Raw genomic sequence first — 18,285 nt, forward strand, 5'->3', positions numbered from 1 at the left:
CTACGTTAAAAGAAAATTACACGTCACCTTAATCATCTATTTTTGAACAATGGGTAAAAAAATCTTCGTAATTATTGTTGTTTTAATGAGCATTTCCTTAATAGGAATTATTTCTGTTCAGGTGTATTGGATTAAAGATGCCATAAAGAACAAACAACAGCAGTTTGGAAACAATGTTACCATTGCTTTGGCTAAAACTTCCGAAAAGATAAAAGAAAGAGAGTATAAAGAATTTATATTAACCCATGAGCAGTTCTTAAAAGACAATAAATTAAGAACAAATGCAGAAATAAAGAGTTATCTATTTCAACGCATTGACACTACAAACAAGCAACGATTTACCTTTGGAAGTACGATTTTAGAAGAAAACTTTAAAATTCCTTCTAATTTTGTCAATAATGACTCTATTTTAATCAAGCGGTTTACCGGGAAAGAGGATGTTTATTTTTCACAAGAAATAACATCGCAAAATAAAGACTTCAAACCGGTCATTACAGAAAACAGATTCTCCACCTACAGAACATATGATAAATTGTTCCAAAAGCAATTAGAAGACGTATTCAAGCAAAGTAAAATTTACACCCCTATACACCAACGAATAAGCAATAAAGAATTAGAAAGAACATTAAAAGATGAATTTGCTAAAAGAGGTATACTACAAAAATTCAAATATGGTGTGTATGAGGACGGTTTCGCAACCCCTCTAAAATCTGGATATTTCACCATACAACCTAAAGATAATTTTTACTACCCTCTTTTAGAAGATGATGACGGAAACAGTAAATACAAACTTTATGTTAAATTCCCTAACAAAAGTGAAAATTTATTATCTGGTATGATGAAGATTTTATTACTTTCATTATTATTTATTGGTATAATTATTGCAGCGTTCTCTACCTCATTATATCAGTTAGTACGACAAAAAAAAATATCAGAAATAAAAACTGATTTTATTAATAATATGACGCACGAATTTAAAACCCCTATCGCTACCATTAATCTAGCTTTAGACGCCATTAAAAACCCTAAAATCATCAATGATGAAGTCAAGGTTAAAAGGTATGTGCAAATGATTCGTGACGAAAATAAACGTATGCATGGTCAGGTTGAAAATGTCCTTAGAATTTCAAAACTAGAAAAAAATCAAGTAGATCTTAGTAAGGATAGCATAGACATGCACGACATTACTGAAGAGGCTATTGAACATATACAATTATTAGTAAACAGTAAAGAAGGAAGTGTTTCAACACATTTCGGAGCAATAACTACTAAAGTTTTAGGAAATCAATTTCACCTAACCAATGTAGTAGTCAATATGTTAGAAAATGCTGTTAAGTATTCTGAAGATGCACCAAAAATTGACATTTTTACAGAAAATACAAATAATTTTTTTATCTTAAAGGTAAAAGACAAAGGAATAGGAATGAGTAGAAATGCTCAAAAATATGTTTTCGATAAATTTTATAGAGAGCACAAAGGAAATATTCATAACGTGAAAGGCCACGGTTTAGGATTAGCTTATGTTAAAGAGATAATCGATAACCATCAAGGTACCATTTATGTTGAAAGTGAGAAAAATAAAGGAAGTACATTTACAGTAAAATTACCATTAATATAAAATGAAAGGATACAATGGGAAGTAAAAAAATTTTATTAGTAGAGGACGATCCAAATTTCGGAACCGTTCTTAAAGATTATTTAGCCCTTAATGATTACAACGTAACTCATGCTAAGGACGGAATTGACGGATTAATAATGTTTAAAAATGCAGAATATGATTTGTGCATTTTGGATGTTATGATGCCGCGAAAAGATGGTTTTTCGCTGGCAGAAGATATTCGTACAACAAACAAGGAGATTCCTATTATTTTCTTAACTGCTAAAACATTAAAAGAAGATGTTTTAAGAGGTTATCAAGTAGGAGCCGACGATTACTTAAACAAACCTTTTGATTCTGAGGTTTTACTGCATAAGATTAAAGCAATCTTACAACGAAAAGACAGTGAAAAATCGACAGAAAGCAAGGAGTTTGAGTTTAAAATTGGGAATTTTGAGTTTAACTCAAAACTTCGCCATTTATCATTAAACGGGGGAGAACCTCAAAAATTATCTCCAAAAGAAAGCAAGTTGCTCAGAATGTTGGCTATACACAAAAATGATTTGATGCCCAGAGAGTTAGCTTTAACTAAAATTTGGAGAGATGACAACTACTTTACCTCAAGAAGTATGGACGTTTATATTGCAAAGCTAAGAAAGTACTTAAAAAGTGATGAAAGCGTTGAAATTTTAAACATACACGGTGAAGGTTTTAGGTTAATAGACAAAACATAAGAAACCTAATACAAAATTAAAAAGCTTCCTTATCTTTAGGAAGCTTTTTTTGTAACAAAAAGAATAGTTAATCGTCTAAATAACATAACTCTCTAAACTAGAACCTTGGAAACAATCATATCTATTAAAGATCTCAATAAGAATTACGGTAAAATACAAGCTGTAAAAAATCTATCTTTCGATATCCAAAAAGGGAATATTTACGGAATATTAGGTCCTAACGGAAGTGGAAAGTCAACTACTCTAGGTATTATTTTAAACGTAGTCAATGAAACGTCTGGTTCATTTAGTTGGTTTAACGGAAATATATCTACTCATGAGGCCTTAAAAAAAGTAGGAGCAATTATAGAACGACCAAACTTTTACCCCTACATGACAGCCGTTCAAAATTTACGCTTAATTTGTAAAATAAAAGGTGTTGATTATAGTAATATCGATGATAAGTTAAAAACGGTAAATCTTTTCGAAAGAAAAAATGATATGTTTAAAACCTACTCTTTAGGGATGAAACAACGTTTAGCCATAGCTTCTGCCCTGCTAAACAATCCAGAAATATTAATTTTAGATGAACCAACAAATGGTCTAGATCCACAAGGAATTCATGAAATTCGACAAATAATAAAGAAAATAGCTAAAAATGGCACTACTATTTTGTTAGCCTCCCATTTACTAGATGAAGTGGAAAAAGTTTGTACTCATGTAATTGTTTTAAGAAAAGGAGAGAAATTATATAATGGACGAGTTGAAACCATGGTAGCCTCAAACGGTATCATTGAATTAAAAGCAGATGGAAACATCGATAACCTCATCAATGTTCTAAAAAACTATCATGAAGCCGCTAGTGTGAGTATTGATGGAGATTTAATTATCGTACAACTTGAAAATGACATTGCTGCCTCGAAACTAAATAACTATTTATTCGAAAATCAAATATCTGTATCGCATTTGGTGAAACGCAAACCTAGCTTAGAGCAACAATTTTTAGACCTAACCAACGAATAAACACAATAACCACTATGTTTCGACTTTTAGATATTGAATTATACAAATTAAGACACAATAGAGCTAGTAGAGTTCTATCTTTTATATATTTCGGCTTATTAACATCAATCGCTTTAGTAGCTGCTATTAAATTCGAGATTGGTCCAGTTAAATTTAACTTAATGGATCAAGGGATTTTTAACTTCCCTTATATTTGGCATTTTACCACCTATATCGCAGCTATTTTTAAGTTTTTTTTATTATTGGTCATCGTTTCGATGATGTCAAATGAATACAGTTTTAAAACTTTAAAACAAAATTTAATTGATGGACTCAGTAAAAAAGAATTTATACTCTCAAAATTTTATACGGTACTTACCTTTTCTTTGCTCTCAACGATTTTTGTATTTATTGTTTCGCTTATTTTAGGATTAATATATTCTGATTTCAATGAACTGGCTATTATTTTTTCAGATTTAGAGTATCTATTCGCTTTTTTCATAAAACTTACAGGCTTCTTTTCGTTTGGTCTGTTCCTGGGTATTTTAATTAAAAGATCTGCCTTTGCTGTGGCTGCCATGATTGTATGGTTTTTTGCTGAAAGTCTTTTAAAAGGTTATCTGTTTTGGAATTTTAAGCATCTTGACACGGGTATTGATAATAAGGTTAATAGCATCATGCAGTTTTTTCCACTTGAATCAATGTCTAACTTAATTAAGGAGCCATTTTCAAGGTTAGGTGCCGTAAAATCAGTGGTAAATCAAATAGGTGCACAAATAACAAAAGACTATTCTGTGAACTTCACAAATATTTTTATCGTTCTAGTATGGAGCCTAATTTTTGTATATCTTTCATATTTTTTGTTAAAAAAAAGAGATTTATAGTGGGTTTTAAGTAGTTTAGCTGTCGTAAACTGGGACGAATTATTTACGATGAAAAAACTACTTGCACTACTTACACTACTTACACTTTTAACGACATGTTTTATATCAGCTCAAAACCAAGCCAACTTTTGGTATTTTGGACAAAATGCTGGTATTGATTTTAGTACAACTCCACCAACTTCTTTAACTGATGGAGCATTAAGTACTTTAGAAGGATGTTCTTCTTTCTCAGACTCTAATGGTAACTTATTGTTCTATTCAGATGGAATTACTGTATGGGATAAAAATCATTCTGTTATGACCTATACCAATGGAAACCCAGCAAATGATTTAAAAGGGAACCCATCAAGTAGTCAATCAGGAATGATTATTCCGAAACCTAAATCAACCAATACCTATTATTTGTTTACGGTTGATGATGGCCCTAATTATGACCCCATGACAGGTGCTCTAATTGAATCGGGTAAAGGGTTTAATGTTTATACTATTGACATGTCTTTAAATACAGGTTTAGGGCAATTAATTGACGAAGACAACGATGGACAATATTTTAGAGACTTATCTAATGGAAGATTCAATGAATGGACTGAAAAAGTAACTGCCGTAAGAGGTAAAGAATGTAATACTTATTGGGTCGTTTCTTCTTCATTCGATGAGTTTTATGCTTACAAAATCGATACTAATGGCATAGATTACACTCCCGTTATTTCCTCCGTAGGAGGCGTACTGACGAGACGAGGATATCTAAAATTATCACCAGACGGAACGAAACTTGTAATCGCTAATCAAGATAATTCTCAAGCTATATTATATCCTTTTAACAGCGATACAGGACAAGTCACAAACACCCCTACAATGCTCCTAAATGGCCTTGATGGTCAAGCATACGGTGTAGAGTTTTCAAGAAACTCACAAAAGCTATATGTATCAACAACGGAGTTTTTCACAAACTCTATTTTCAACCCAAGTACCTACAAATTATTTCAATTTGATCTATCTCAATCAAATGTTACAGGAACAAAAACCTTAATTCATCAACAAGCGGGTTTTAGAGGAGCATTACAACTGGCTCCAAATGGTCAAATTTATGCCACAATACCTCAAACCTACGATAATGCTGCTGGGTTTGCCACCCATCTGGATGTAATTGAAAATCCGGATGCGGAAGCTAGTGATGTTATCTTTACTACTGATGCTATTTACCTCAATGGGAAAAAATCTACCCAAGGTCTTCCTCCTTTTATTTCATCCTTATTATTACCCATTGAAATTAAAGATCAATCTACTGGAACTGCTGTTAACAATAAAACACTGCAATATTGTATTGGAGACTCCAAAACTATTGCCCCTGATCCTGTATCTGGTAATAATATTGTTTATGAATGGACCTTTGACGACGGAACGAATACTTCGGTTATATCCAACAACTTAGTGCTAAACTTAAATAACTTAAACACCAATAACGCGGGAGAATATAAACTAACCGTATCTTTAATGGATGACTGTGGTGATGTCGTTAAACAAGAAGGTGTTTTTAAAGTAGAAGTTTACCCCGCTACTTCAGCTACCCCTCCCAATGATATTAATTTTTGTGACGTTGATAATGATGGATTTAATTCATTCGATTTACAGGGTAATGTAACTCCTCAAGTTCTAAATGGTCAAGATCCAAGTATTTTTGAAGTTGTATATTACTTATCTCAAACCGACGCTGACAGTAACAATACTGCCAATGCACTAGCGAATCCTTATACCAATCCTACGGCATTTAGCAGTCAAACCATCTATGTAAGAATGCACAACATATTGGCATCTGATGCGTGTTATGACATTAAAACATTTTCTTTAAATGTAACGGGGCAACCCCAACCTCAAACACCTATTAACTATGAAGCCTGTGATGATAGTATAAATGGCGGAGACACCGATGGGTTTTATAACAATTACGTATTACAAACTAAAGACACAGAAGTACTAGATAGCTTAGACCCTACCCTATATACCGTTTCTTATCATACAACTTTAGTGGGTGCTCAAACGGATAAATTTACCGATGTTATTGACAAAAACACTCCGTACAGAAATGAAAACATCAATACTCAGACGATTTATGTGCGAGTTGAAAATAACAACAACCCCCTATGTAACGATAGTTCTGTTTCTTTTAATTTAATTGTAAACGCCTTACCTACCATAAACAATGTTGTTGAATTAAAACAGTGCGATAATGATACAGATGCATTTGCCGATTTTAATCTAGAAGAAGCTAGAAGTGATATTTCGAATGATTATCTAAATCAAACATTCGTGTTTTTTGAATCACTAGCTGATGCACAAAATAACAATGCTCCCATTGCGAATCCAACAGTATATGCGAACCAAACACCTACAACGGATCAAATATGGGCAACGGTTACAAACACAAATGGATGTAGCAGAATTTCTGAAGTTAATTTAATTGTTTCAACTACAGGTATCCCTAGTACATTTAACAGAACATTTAATGTATGTGATGATTTCTTAGATGAAAACGGTAACAACAACGTTGATAATAACGATACCGATGGTATTAGTTCTTTTGATTTTAGTTCTGTTGACACTGAGATAAGAAACTTATTCACCGCTGTTGGACAACAAATCAATGTTACTTATTATAGAAATGAAGCAGACGCTGCAGCTGAAATAAATCAAATAACTGACACGTCTAATTACAGAAATATTGGATACCCTTCAACACAAAATATATATGTTCGTGTTGACAGTGATTTAGATAATGATTGTTTAGGGTTTGGACATCACATCACCTTAAATGTTGATCCTATACCTACAGCCAACCCTATTAACGATATTGAGTTGTGTGATGACTTTGATAGCGGAGCTTTCGATGACGGGATTAATAACAATATTAACCTTACTGATTATGTTAACCCAATACTTGGAACGCAATCACCTTTAAATTATACCGTAACTTTTCATACCAATGCTCCAGATGCTAATACAGGTGCTAACGCTATAGTAAACCTTCTAAATTACACCAACACTATAAAAGATAGAGAAACCATATATGTTAGAGTGGTAAATAATACCACTGGGTGCTTTAACGATCACTTGACTTTCGATATTATCATACACCCTTTACCTACAATTACGAATTCTATTCCTGATATAGAAGTTTGTGATATTCCAACTATTAGCGATAGTGACCCTAGGAATAGAATAGCACAAAATATTGTTTTAGCAGACAGAGATGTAGATGTATTAAACGGTAGAGATCCAAATCAATACGAGGTAAGTTATCATAAAACTATGCAAAACGCCATAGATGGTATCAATCCATTATCGAAAACTAATTATGCTAACGATCCTACCACAACAAATTTCCCTGCCGACCTTACCAGTGATGATCCTGCTATTGAAATTTTATTTATTAGCATTGTTAACCTAACAACTGGGTGCAGATATGGTATCACTACCCTTCAATTAGTTATTCATCCAGAACCTAATATTCCAATTAATATTAGCAATTATGTAGACTGTGATAATGAAAGTGACTCAAGTAATGATGACACCAATGGTATAAACGGTGATATCAGCCTTATCAATAAAGTTCCAGAAATTTTAGGTAACTATAGTACAACTGATCATCATAAATTCATCGTCTCTTTTCATGAAACAGTATCGGATGCCGCGTCAGGCAGTAACCCTATAAATGACAGTCAATATCAAAATACGGCTAACAACCAAACAATATATGTACGTGTGGTTAATCAACAAACTGGCTGCGTTCATGATCACTTAACTTTTAATATTCAAATTAACCCTTTACCTTCTTTTTCTGTTGAAACACCCACAATTGTTTGTTTAAACAATCCACAAACTCGTTTAGAACCTATTAATCCTTTGGCGATTTACGATTATATATGGACCTTAAAAGGAAACCCTAATACGCTGAGTGATCAAGCTTTCTTAGACGTAACTCAAGGAGGCACTTATGTAGTAACGGCTACCATGAAAGACGGTACTGGATGTCAAAGAAGTAGAGAGATCGTAGTCAACGAATCTATCAGCCCTACACTAAATGACGACGATATTGTTATTATTGATGACACTAATAATAATGGTTTAGATACCTATTCTATAAAAATTATCACCCAAAACAACAATCTGGGTATTGGTGATTATCAGTTCGCTATTACTGACGAAAATGGCATTCAAACACCTTTTCAGGATGATCCATTATTTAATGATATTAGTGGAGGAATTTACACCGTTATCGCTAACGATAAAAATGGCTGTTTACCGGATGCTACATTAGACGTGTCTGTTATACAATATCCGAAATTCTTAACCCCAAATAACGATGGGTATAATGATACCTGGAAAGTTAAAGGAGCTAATTCTAGTTTTTATCCTTCCAGTAATATTTTTATCTTTGACAGATATGGAAAGCCTGTAGCGACTATTCCAATTGATGCGGAAGGATGGGATGGTACCTTCAATGGAAAAACCTTACCTTCTAATGATTACTGGTTTAGAATTCAGCTAGTTGACAGAAATGGAAAAGTACATCAACACAATGGGCATTTCTCTTTACTAAGAAGATAATAATTTAAAAAAAACACAAAAAAGCCTCCGTCAATGAAAATTAAACATTTAATCTTTATTTACGTATTTATTAATACCACATATTTTGCAAATTCACAGACTGTAAAGGTCAATCAAGCAACAGATACTGAATCTACATTTTCTCCTGAAGAATTAATAACAAACGTACTTATCGAAGGAGGATGTTCAGACGTATCAAATATAACATCATCAGTAAGTGGAAACCCAGAAGATCGCACCACAAAAAGCTACGGGTACTTCAAGAGAGAAGCAGGTAGTGATTTTCCATTTGAAGAAGGGATAATATTAACTTCAGGAAGAGCTTTTCCTATTGGTGAAGTAGGCTTAACCGATCTTTCAGATGTATCAACAGGTAATGGAGACACTGACTTAAGCAATTCACTAGGTATATCTGCTGTAGATATTCGCGATGCAAGTTCAATTGAATTTGATTTTGTTCCTAAATCTGAACAAATAAGTTTTAGATACCTCATGGCCTCCGAGGAATATCAACAGAATTTCCCTTGTAATTATGCAGATAGTTTTGCTTTTCTCTTAAAAACAGATGCAGATACAGATTATCAAAATATTGCCGTAATTCCAGATACTGACACCCCAGTAAGCGTAACTAATATTCACGGTGAAATTCTATTTACTCCAGGGTGTCCCGCAAAAAACGAAGAATATTTTGCAGGTAGCAACCTAGGAGACACTAATTTTGATGGAAGAACGGTTGTTTTGACTGCAACTGCAGAGGTTATCCCAAACCAAAAATATCATATTAAATTAGTCATTGCTGATTTTATAGATGACCAATTTGATACTGCTGTTTTTCTTGAGAAAGGTAGTTTTAGATTAGGATTGGACTTAGGCGATGATTTAACTATAGCCAACAATAATTCTGTTTGTGGTGGTGGACAATTATTAACTTCAAACCTAGATGGAAACTCATATCAATGGTATAAGGATGGAGTTGCCATTACCGGAGCTGTCAATCAGTCATATTTAGCAAATCTAGGAAATGGGACGTATACGTGTGAAATTACATTGGATGAATGTTCTGACAGTGATGACATATACTTAGAATTCTCTGAAGCTCCAATAAACAATACGAGCATATCTGACCTTATTATTTGTGATCCAGATAACGATCTCATTTCAAACATAGATTTAACATTAAAAGCTGATGAAATTTTGAACGGGCAGGATCCCTTAGTTTTTGAAGTTTTTTACTTTTCAGACGATTTATATACGGATCAAATTTTAAATCCTAGTACCTATATAAACACATTACCCAATGAAAATATTTACGTTGAGATACGTAATCAAAATGCTCCAAATTGCTTTGTCAGAACATCGTTTGACCTAACACTAACAACTACCCCATTTCCTCAAACCCCTATTAACTATGAAGCTTGTGATGATGCTATGAATGGTGGAGACATTGATGGGTTCTATAACAATTATGTATTACAAACTAAAGATGCTGAGATTTTAGGTAGTTTAGATCCTATCTTATACACTGTTTCTTATCACACAACTTTAATTGGTGCTCAAACAGATAAATTTACCGATGTCATTGACAAAAACACTCCGTACAGAAATGAAAATGCGAATTCTCAGCCCATTTATGTGCGAGTTGAAAATAATAACAATCCCTTATGTAATGACAGTTCTGTTTCTTTTAATTTAATTGTAAACGCCTTACCTACCATAAACAATGTTGTTGAATTAAAACAGTGTGATAATGATACAGATGCATTTGCTGATTTTAATCTAGAAGAAGCTAGAGGTGATATTTCGAATAATTATCTAAATGAAACATTTGCGTTTTTTGAATCATTAACTGATGCACAAAATAACAATGCTCCTATTGCAAATACTACAGTATATGCAAACCAAACACCTACAACTGATAAAATATGGGCAACAGTTACAAACATAAATGGATGTAGCAGAATTTCTGAAGTTAATTTAATTGTTTCAACTACAGGTATTCCTAACACATTCCTCAGAACATTTAATGTATGTGATGATTTCTTAGATGAAAACGGGAACAACAATGTCGATAATGATGATACTGATGGTATTAGTTCTTTTGATTTTAGTTCTGTTGACACTGAAATAAGAAATTTATTCATCGCCGTTGGACAACAAATCAATGTTACTTATTATAGAAATGAAGCAGACGCTGCAGCTGAAATAAATCAAATAACAGATACCTCTAATTACAGAAATATTGGATATCCTTCAACACAAAATATATACGTTCGTGTTGATAGTGAATTAGATAATGATTGTTTAGGGTTTGGACATCACATCACCTTAAATGTTGATCCTATACCTACAGTAAACCCTATTGACGATATCGAGTTATGTGATGACTTTGATAGTGGTGCTTTTGACGACGGATTTAATAGCAATATTAACCTTACTAATTATATTAATCCAATACTTGGAACGCAATCGCCTTTAGAGTATACGGTAACTTTTCACACCAATGCTCCAGATGCTAATACAGGTGCTAACGCTATAGTAAACGACCTAAATTATACTAACGTTATAAAAGATAGAGAAACCATATATGTTAGAGTGGTAAATAATACAACTGGGTGCTTTAACGATCACTTGACTTTCGATATTATCATACACCCGTTACCAACAATTACAAATACTATTCCTGATATAGAAGTTTGTGATATTCCAACTATTAGTGATAGTGACCCTAGGAATAGAATAGCACAAAATATTGTTTTAGCAGACAGAGATCTAGATGTATTAAACGGTAGAGATCCAAATCAATACGAGGTAAGTTATCATAAAACTATGCAAAACGCCATAGATGGTATCAATCCATTATCGAAAACTAATTATGCTAACGATCCTACCACAACAAATTTCCCTGCCAACCTTACCAGTGATGATCCTGCTATTGAAATTTTATTCATTAGCATTGTTAACCTAACAACTGGGTGTAGATATGGTATTACTACGCTTCAATTAGTTATCCACCCTGAACCAAACATACCTATTAACATTAACAATTATGTAGATTGTGATAATGAAAGTGATTCAAGTAATGATGATGCCAATGGTATAAACGGTGATATTAGTCTTATCAATAAAGTTCCAGAAATTTTAGGTAACTATAGTACAACCGATCATCATAAATTCATCGTCTCTTTCCATGAAACAGTATCTGATGCCGCGTCAGGCAGTAACCCTATAAATGACAATCAATATCAAAATACGGCTAACAACCAAACAATATATGTGCGTGTGGTTAATCAACAAACTGGCTGCGTTCATGATCACTTAACTTTTAATATTCAAATTAACCCTTTACCTTCTTTTTCTGTTGAAACACCCACAATTGTTTGTTTAAATAATCCACAAACTCGTTTAGAACCTATTAATCCTTTAGCGATTTACGATTATATATGGACCTTAAAAGGAAACCCTAATACACTGAGTGATCAAGCTTTCTTAGACGTAACTCAAGGAGGCACTTATGTAGTAACTGCTACCATGAAAGACGGTACTGGATGTCAAAGAAGTAGAGAGATCGTAGTCAACGAATCTATCAGCCCTACACTAAATGACGACGATATTGTTATTATTGATGACACTAATAATAATGGTTTAGATACCTATTCTATAAAAATTATCACCCAAAACAACAATCTGGGTATTGGTGATTATCAGTTCGCTATTACTGACGAAAATGGCATTCAAACACCTTTTCAGGATGATCCATTATTTAATGATATTAGTGGAGGAATTTACACCGTTATCGTTAACGATAAAAATGGCTGTTTACCGGATGCTACATTAGACGTGTCTGTTATACAATATCCGAAATTCTTAACCCCAAATAACGATGGGTATAATGATACCTGGAAAGTTAAAGGAGCCAATTCTAGCTTTTACCCTTCCAGTGATATTTTTATTTTTGATAGGTATGGTAAACCTGTAGCAACTATTCCAGTTGATGAGGAAGGATGGGATGGCACCTTCAATGGAAAGGTCTTGCCTTCTAATGATTATTGGTTTAGAATTCAGCTAATTGATAGAACAGGAAAAATACACCAACATAATGGGCATTTTTCTTTATTGAGAAAATGACGTAACTAATTTTTTTTTAAAATGAAAAATATACTATTTTATTCTCTGTTTTTTTTTTCCCTTTATTCATTCTCGCAAAATGATTGCGCCGATGCTATCATTGTATGTGGTAATAGTGGATTTCAAAATTTGACTGCAACTGGCTCTGGAACACAAGAATTATCAGGTTCAAATGCATGTGCTAGTCAAGAATTTAATAGTTTATGGTTTAAAATTAAAATCAATACAGGAGGCACTTTAGGCTTTATACTAACACCAACAAATTCGGATGGTAGTCATAACACTGATATTAACGTAGATTTTGATTTTTTTGTTTTCGGCCCTGATGTCAACTGTGATAACATTGGTTTTGCAATACGCTGTTCAACAACTAACCCGCTAGCAGCAAATCAAACAACTAATTTAACAGGTATGAATAATACCGAAGGCGATACCAATGAGGGGCCTGGAGCTCATGGGAATAGCTTTGTTAAGTCAATAGATGTCAACGACAATGAATCTTATTTTTTAGTAATTGATAGACCTATTGGTAACAGTAGTTTTAAAATTGATTGGACAGGAAGCGCTACTTTTGATTCGCCCCCGGTTATAACACCTCCTTCCATAGGAACAAATTATGACTTAGAGGAATGCGATACTGATACTAACTCAGGTAGTACTACTTTTGACTTAACTACAAACGCTAATCTAATAATCAATGGGCAAACCGATGTAGATATAAGTTATCATCTAAATGCAAATGACGCACAAACTAATACAAACCCAATCGCAAACCCTAGCAGTTTCCAAAACACTAGCACCCCTCAAACTATTTTTGTTCGGTTAACCAATACAAATTCAGGCTGTTTCAGTTTGACTGATTTTAGATTAATAATAAAAAACACGATCTTACTTAATACTCCGTCCGATATAGCTTTATGTGACGATATTGAAAGCGGTAGCAATACAGACGGTTATTCCATTAATTTCTTGTTAAACACTAAAGACAATGAAATTTTAGGAGATTTAGATCCAAATACACATACCATTACCTATCATGAAAGCCTAACCAATGCCGAAAACAACCTAAACCCCATCGACAAAAACAATCCTTTTAAGAATACCGCACAAGACAGTCAACAAATTTTTGTCCGGGTAGTTAATGATAAAGGTTGTTTTAATACTGAAAAAAGTTTTAATATTACTGTCTTACCTGTGCCTATTTTAAATGTTATTGATACATATAAGCAATGTGATTTTGATGCTAATCCGGCAGATGGTATCACAACTTTTAACCTAAAAAGCAAAGAAGAAGAAATATCTAATAGTGCTGCCGATGTAAGTGTACAGTTTTTCGAAACTCAAAATGATTTTGACACGAATACTCCTTTAACAACACCTGAAAATTACACCAACACAATACCTTTCAATCAAACACTTATTGTTAAAGTTACTAACAGCAACACACAATGTTTTCAAAAAGGAAGCTTAGCCCTAGAAGTAAACCCTTCTGGACTTGACATATACGCCAACATGTTTACCTGCGAATTAGATAATAATTCGAACAATCCAAACGCTACAGAAAGCCAGGGAAGCACTAATGCTTTTTTTGATTTCGATGTAAAGAGAAACGAAATTATTACAAATTCCAATGGTGCATTATCTACGAATACGCATCATATTGAATTTTACAGAACGGCAACAGATGCTTCATTACAAATAAACCCAATTACACCACCTTACTCCGATGTTTTGTTCACTTCCAATACTGAAGTATTTGTCAGAATAAGTTCAAAAACTAATAACTTCTGCGTAAGCGTTGGAAAATTTAATGTTGTCGTAGAGAACTTACCAATCCCTAATGGGAATTTGAATCCAGTATTTTTATGTTTCAACACCTTTATTAGCTTAGATGCTAATACTGGGAATCCAAATGACACCTATAAATGGTATAAAAACGGAACACTAATTCTTGGAGAAACAAACGCAACTCTTACCGTAAATACAAAAGGCACTTATAAGGCAGAAGCTTACAGAGCGCATCCAAATATTCCTGATTTATGTATGGGATATAATACTTTTATTGTTAACGAATCCAGTAAAGCACAAATTGACAACATTCTTGTTCTCGACAACCAAACAAACCCAAGTGAAAATAGTATTATTGTTACCGTAAGTGGAACTGGAGATTATGAATTTGCTTTAAACAACCCTAACATAGCAAACTTTAAAAAAGGCCCTAATAATTTTACATTTACATTTACCAATGTAGACATTGGTCTAAACTTTATTTTTGTAAGAGACAGAAATGGTTGCGGTATTACGCAAAGTGAAGAAATCTCAGTTCTTTACTTCCAAAGACACTTTTCTCCTAATGCTGACGGTATTTTAGACACTTGGAAAATCCAAGGTGTTAATACTATTTTCTTTAAATCTGTTAAAATTAAAATTTTTGACAGATTTGGAAAGCCGATTGCAAAAATTAATGAAAAAGACGGAAGTTGGGATGGAAAATATAATGGAAAAAAACTCCCCTCAAATGACTATTGGTTTAATGCCGTATTTGTTGACAGAACAGGAAAAGTACATGAACACAATGGGCATTTCTCACTACTACGGAAATAACCTATTCCCCATAAATCATGAAACTAAACCTTTTTACATTATTTACATTATTTACATTATTTATAAGTTTAACTAACTTTTCCCAAAATGAAACGAAAAACTGGTATTTTGGAGATAAAGCCGGGCTAATATTCAACCAAGCTTCCACCGACCCGCTTACTGACGGTGTAATGTCAACACCAGAAGGATGTGCGAGTATTTCAGATTCTGAAGGAAATTTATTATTTTACACCAATGGAAAAACCGTTTGGAATAAGAATCATGAAATCATGGAAAATGGAGATGATATCAAAGGAAACGAGAATCATTTTCAAAACTCTATAATTATTCCCAAACCTAAATCAGAAGAGCGGTTTTACATTTTTTATTCAAAATCAATACTCCCACCCGGTAATAGTGGTATATTTTATAGTGAAATTGATATATCATCAAATTATCCCAACGGAAAAGTGTTGTATAAAAATTCGATATTGCAAAGCTCAAGCACGGAAAGGTTAGCTGCCGTTCACCATAAAGATGGTTCTTCTATATGGTTAGCAACGTTCAATAAAAGTATGGCAACACCAGAAGCTCCCTCTAGTATTTTTTCACTATTTAAAATTGATGAAAATGGAATTCAAAACTTTCCTATTCAATTTGAAGGTGAAGAAGTAAAATCAAATATTGGTAGCATGAAGTTCTCTCCTAATGGCAAACTATTAGCGGTAGCAGATAATAATGAACCTAAAGTGTACCTCTATAATTTTGATAGTGAAACTGGAACTCTTGAATATAAAGAAAGTCTATTTACTGCTTTTGATTTATTTGAAGTATACAATCCTATTAGCATTGAGTTCACGGTCGATTCATCATTTCTTTTTATGTCTTTTACAAAAGAAAACCAAATAAGTCTACTTGGCTTTTACGATTTATATCCAAATGGCCCAAATCCTATTGATAGAAAAATCATTCTGAAATACGCAGATCCAAATTTTCAATTTGGAACACTTCAGTTAGGAAATGATGAAAAAATATATGTATCTAAATTTACTCCTTCAAATTCGGAGAATTATGAAGAAGATTTAATTTCATTTGATAAAATTGGAGTAATTACCCCTCCTAATAGGGAGGAACCATACTCAACGGCATCTTATGAAGAATATAGTGAATTAAATGGAGGAGGATCACTAAAAGGCCTTCCGAATTTTATTTCATCGTACTTCAGAAATAGAATTATTGTCAAAAATGATTGCGTTTTTGAGACTATCAATTTCGAAGTAGACTCTTATGCCACAATCGACGCAGTTATTTGGGATTTCGGAGATGGAAATACTTCTACCGAAATAAATGCAGAGCATACCTTTACTTCTCCTGGTAGTTATGAAACTTCGGTTACCATATCTTTTAACGGAAAATCGACGACTCTTTTCAAAACCGTCGAAATATACCCTCTTCCTGAACTAAATAGTGGTCAAACATTGAGGCAATGTGATATTGATAATAATGGTATTGATTATTTCAATTTAACCTCAATAAACGAAAAACTATCAAATGATCATGAGAACCTAGAATTTATTTATTTCGAAAGTATAAATGATGCATCCAATAATATAAATCCTATTGAAATCCCTAAGAGTTATGAAAACCTAAGCAACCCTCAAACTATCTATTTTAGAGCCAGTAATCAAAATAATTGCACCCAAATTAATGAATTCACTATAGAATCTGTTTTTGTAACCATAAATGATATTCCTGAAATTATAGCTTGTGAAAATTCTGATAACATTTCTGGTAATGAAGAAGGTTCATTCGATTTAGAATCTTATAAAAATGATGTTCGTACTTTATTAAATATTCCTATTTCATCTCAAATTAGGTTCTTCCCTTCAAAAACAGATGCTCAAACCCTATTCAACGAAATTCCATTAAATTTTATTTCAGAATCAACTACTATCTGGCTAAGAGTTGATAACGATTTGGGCTGTGGAGGAATTAAATCATTTAATGCTATAGTAAATTCTGAACCTAAAATATCTTTATTGGAAAATTATACCCTTTGCATACAGCCTGAAAGTCATCCTCCATTAATTTTAGAAGGTGATCCAAGTAACAATAGGTTCGAATGGAAAAATTTTGAAAACACAATTATTAGTACTAATAATAGAATTACGATTACATTTCCAGGTACATATTCATTAACAGTATATAAAACAGAAAATGGTATTGAATGCTCTAATACTAAGGAGTTCGTAGTATCAAATCCAGCTCCTCCCGAGATTGTATCATTAAACACAAACAATACCGATGGAATTAATAATGTATTTATAGAGGTTTCAGGAACTAGTAGCTATGATTTTTCTTTAGACAATGAAATTTTTACTAGTAGTTCAACTTCACATACCTTTACTAATGTTTCCCCTGGAATAAAAACAGTTTATATAAGAGATTCAAGAAATTGTGAACCAAGCATTGAACGTGAAGTTACCCTTATTTCATTCCCTAATTTTTTTACTCCAAATAATGATGGGGTTCATGATATATGGAATATCCCAGGAGCTAACTCTACTTTTTTCAAAGAAATCGATATTAAAATTTTTAATAGATTCGGAATACTCCTATTTACTCTAAACGATAAAAATATAGAGCAAGGATGGGAAGGAACTTTTAATGGAAAAATATTACCATCTAACAATTATTGGTTTGAAGCGAAACTTGTAGATCACGATAATAAAATAATTAAAAAAACTGGAAAAATCTCCTTAATACGAAAATAAAC

General features: G+C 32.9%; 8 protein-coding genes. All 8 read left to right on the plus strand.

The window, feature by feature from the left end:
- Positions 1 to 49: 49 nt before the first annotated feature.
- The 8 genes from AC2TDS_RS06945 to AC2TDS_RS06980 all read left to right on the plus strand — a co-directional run bounded on the left by AC2TDS_RS06945 (position 50) and on the right by AC2TDS_RS06980 (position 18,283).
- Positions 50 to 1,618, plus strand: a complete 1,569-nt coding sequence (locus AC2TDS_RS06945; RefSeq protein ID WP_484738376.1) for a sensor histidine kinase — start codon at positions 50 to 52, stop codon at positions 1,616 to 1,618.
- A gap of 14 nt (positions 1,619 to 1,632) precedes the next feature.
- Positions 1,633 to 2,331 carry a response regulator transcription factor gene (locus tag AC2TDS_RS06950; protein WP_484738377.1) on the plus strand — a complete coding sequence of 233 codons (699 nt, stop codon included), beginning with the start codon at positions 1,633 to 1,635 and terminating at the stop codon, positions 2,329 to 2,331.
- Positions 2,332 to 2,436: 105 nt separating this feature from the next.
- The gene (locus AC2TDS_RS06955; RefSeq protein ID WP_484738378.1) at positions 2,437 to 3,333 is read left to right on the plus strand and encodes an ABC transporter ATP-binding protein; all 897 of its coding nucleotides are present in this window, start codon (positions 2,437 to 2,439) and stop codon (positions 3,331 to 3,333) included.
- A 14-nt stretch (positions 3,334 to 3,347) separates the two neighbouring features.
- Complete coding sequence (locus tag AC2TDS_RS06960; RefSeq protein WP_484738379.1) at positions 3,348 to 4,196, plus strand: ABC transporter permease; 849 nt, start codon at positions 3,348 to 3,350, stop codon at positions 4,194 to 4,196.
- Between the two features lie 48 nt (positions 4,197 to 4,244).
- Entirely contained in the window at positions 4,245 to 8,801 is a 4,557-nt protein-coding gene (locus AC2TDS_RS06965) for a T9SS type B sorting domain-containing protein (RefSeq protein ID WP_484738380.1), read from the plus strand.
- Positions 8,802 to 8,834: 33 nt separating this feature from the next.
- A complete protein-coding gene (locus AC2TDS_RS06970; protein WP_484738381.1) occupies positions 8,835 to 12,926 on the plus strand; it encodes an FIDD domain-containing protein in 4,092 nt (1,363 codons plus the stop codon).
- A gap of 21 nt (positions 12,927 to 12,947) precedes the next feature.
- The gene (locus AC2TDS_RS06975; protein WP_484738382.1) at positions 12,948 to 15,530 is read left to right on the plus strand and encodes a T9SS type B sorting domain-containing protein; all 2,583 of its coding nucleotides are present in this window, start codon (positions 12,948 to 12,950) and stop codon (positions 15,528 to 15,530) included.
- A 17-nt stretch (positions 15,531 to 15,547) separates the two neighbouring features.
- Positions 15,548 to 18,283, plus strand: a complete 2,736-nt coding sequence (locus tag AC2TDS_RS06980) for an FIDD domain-containing protein (RefSeq protein ID WP_484738383.1) — start codon at positions 15,548 to 15,550, stop codon at positions 18,281 to 18,283.
- Positions 18,284 to 18,285 lie beyond the last annotated feature (2 nt).

This window comes from Tenacibaculum profundicola (genome assembly GCF_057220795.1).

Bases quoted from the DNA above. Each gene is read 5' to 3' on its own strand.
- AC2TDS_RS06945 (WP_484738376.1), top strand. From the start codon at position 50: ATGGGTAAAAAAATCTTCGTAATTATTGTTGTTTTAATGAGCATTTCC.
- AC2TDS_RS06950 (WP_484738377.1), top strand. From the start codon at position 1,633: ATGGGAAGTAAAAAAATTTTATTAGTAGAGGACGATCCAAATTTCGGA.
- AC2TDS_RS06960 (WP_484738379.1), top strand. From the start codon at position 3,348: ATGTTTCGACTTTTAGATATTGAATTATACAAATTAAGACACAATAGA.
- AC2TDS_RS06965 (WP_484738380.1), top strand. From the start codon at position 4,245: ATGAAAAAACTACTTGCACTACTTACACTACTTACACTTTTAACGACA.
- AC2TDS_RS06970 (WP_484738381.1), top strand. From the start codon at position 8,835: ATGAAAATTAAACATTTAATCTTTATTTACGTATTTATTAATACCACA.
- AC2TDS_RS06975 (WP_484738382.1), top strand. From the start codon at position 12,948: ATGAAAAATATACTATTTTATTCTCTGTTTTTTTTTTCCCTTTATTCA.
- AC2TDS_RS06980 (WP_484738383.1), top strand. From the start codon at position 15,548: ATGAAACTAAACCTTTTTACATTATTTACATTATTTACATTATTTATA.